Below are 1,687 nucleotides of genomic sequence, written 5' to 3' on the forward strand. Positions count from 1 at the left end.
CCTCGATCTTTCGTGCGGGTGACGCGCCGGCCTGAGCAGTTCGGACTGGGTGTGGAAACCGCGGATCCGGTGTGCGGCCACGATCGACTACCCGACACAGTCGGGTGACGCCGGGGTCCACAGCCCCGAGTTGAGCGTCCTTTCGTCTCGATGAAGAAGATACGTACAGGTCAAGCGGGCGCAGGTAGCGCCGAGAGCCTGTTCAAGCCGGCCACGAGAACATCGACATCAGGAGCCGTCGCGGCCAGCCGCAGACGAACACGGCGGGCATGCCGGGCGATCTTCCCGGCGATCGACAGCAACCGCAGCCGCAGCCGTTTCGGCTCCCACCGCCGCGCTGGAACCTCGGTGAACGCGAGCATCTGCATCCACGTCGTCAGCTCGCATGCGAGTTGCACGAGCGCCAGCCAGATCCGGTTCTGGTCGAAGCCGTGCAGCGGAAGATTCTGTAGCCCGGTGACTTTCGCTGCCCGGATCCGGTCCTCGCACCGAGCCCGTCGCCGGTGTCTCAGCTCCAGATCGGGTAGTTGCCCGCGGCGGGTGTTCGTCACGAACGCCGTCAACCGCAGGCCGTCACGGTCGGTGAATCGCAACTGCGCACCCGGATGCGGGCGCTCCTTCCTTACGATCACGCGCATGCCTTTCGGCCACGTGGACAGGTCGAGCAGGTCGGTGATCTCGGTGACCCAGGCCCCGTCGCGGACCTGCCCGTCGGAATCGTAGGCCGGGGTCCAGGCCTGCTCCGGGACCAGATCGAGCGCGCTGACCATCGTGTCGGTCAGGGAGAACCCGACCGAATACGAGAGCCTGCGTTTGGTCAGGTACTCGATCAAGGAGTGGGTGCCGCCGGCACCGTCGATGCGCACCAGCACTTTCTTCCCGACTTGATATGTCGGGTCGAACGGCAACTGCGCGAGGGCGTCCTGCACCACGGTGACGTGATCAGCGGCGGTGTTCGAGCCGGCGTTGCCGGGGCGCAGCAGCATCGCGACGGGTTCACCGGTGCCGTGCTCGCCGTGGTCGACGAATGCGCACAGTGGATGAAACCCGTAGCCGCGTTTGAAGTTAGGGGCAGCGTGCTCTTTGTCCGAGTGGGCAGTGACGAGGGTGGCGTCGATGTCGATGACCAGCGGGGTCTGCTCGTCGATGGTGTGATCCGGTGCCGCGGAGCCGGCAGCGGTCCAGGCATGGGCGCGGGCAGTGGCGCGCGCCCGACCGATCGCGGCCAGTGCGGTATCGGCGTCACCGGCGAGGGCGGTGATCAGGCGGGAGACGGTCGGGTCGGAGGCGACCGTGCCGAACAGTTCGGGGTGAGCGCGCAGTTGGTTGATGTCGGCGAGACAGTCCCCGCCGAGTGTGAGGGAGACCGCGAGGTCGAGGACGATCTTGCCGGGATCGTGGCGGGCCAACGGTTTCCGGAACGGGCCGAGTTCGGTCGTCAATGCCGTGGTGAGGCCGGTTTTCTCCGCGGTGCGCAGCAGCAGGATCGCGCCGGCCTGCGACACGAGGCCGGTTCCGGTGGCTGATGCGGACACGTGTGGGTAGGGGGACGTAGACTTGCTCACCGGAATGGTGCCTCTCGAACTGTTGCGGACATGACCTTAGACAAGCCATATCTTCGCAGTTCAGGGCACCATTCTTTGCTTTCAACACTCGGTCGGCTCGTTATTTCCGTGAAAGCCCCGGG

General features: G+C 66.0%; 1 protein-coding gene. It reads right to left on the reverse strand.

Annotated elements, in window-relative coordinates; genetic code table 11:
- Positions 1-170: 170 nt before the first annotated feature.
- Positions 171-1,565 (reverse strand): IS1380 family transposase, encoded by a 1,395-nt coding sequence (locus ACFWCF_RS26255; protein ID WP_378568028.1) that lies wholly within the window; start codon positions 1,563-1,565, stop codon positions 171-173.
- Positions 1,566-1,687: the final 122 nt, after the last annotated feature.

It is taken from the genome of Rhodococcus sp. NPDC060090 (genome assembly GCF_042729855.1).
In the GTDB taxonomy this organism is placed as follows: Bacteria; Actinomycetota; Actinomycetes; order Mycobacteriales; family Mycobacteriaceae; genus Rhodococcus.